The 235-nt window shown below is 54.0% G+C and carries 1 pseudogene; it reads left to right on the forward strand.

Features of this window, described 5'->3' with window-relative positions:
- Positions 1-229 (forward strand): annotated as a pseudogene (locus tag HX839_RS31465) (hypothetical protein); the annotation flags it as partial.
- Positions 230-235: the final 6 nt, after the last annotated feature.

A 235-nucleotide genomic window follows, 5' to 3' on the forward strand; every position in this document is an offset into this window, starting at 1 on the left:
CGGCCGGCTTGAGTGTTTAAAAGCCAAATCAAAAGCTAAAGCGGGCACGGTCCACTGTAGGAGCTGGCTTGCCGGCGATGGCATCACCTCGGTGTACCTGCAAGACCGAGTTGCCTGCATCGCCGGCAAGCCAGCTCCTACAGAAAAACAGAACCACCCCCCCACAGAAAAGCAGAGCTGCATCAGCTTCAGATTTGGCTTTCGCTCTGGATCTTGCCTTTGCTTTTAACACTCA

Origin of the sequence: Pseudomonas sp. I8001 (assembly GCF_013385345.1) — a bacterium.
Classification (GTDB): Bacteria; Pseudomonadota; Gammaproteobacteria; order Pseudomonadales; family Pseudomonadaceae; genus Aquipseudomonas.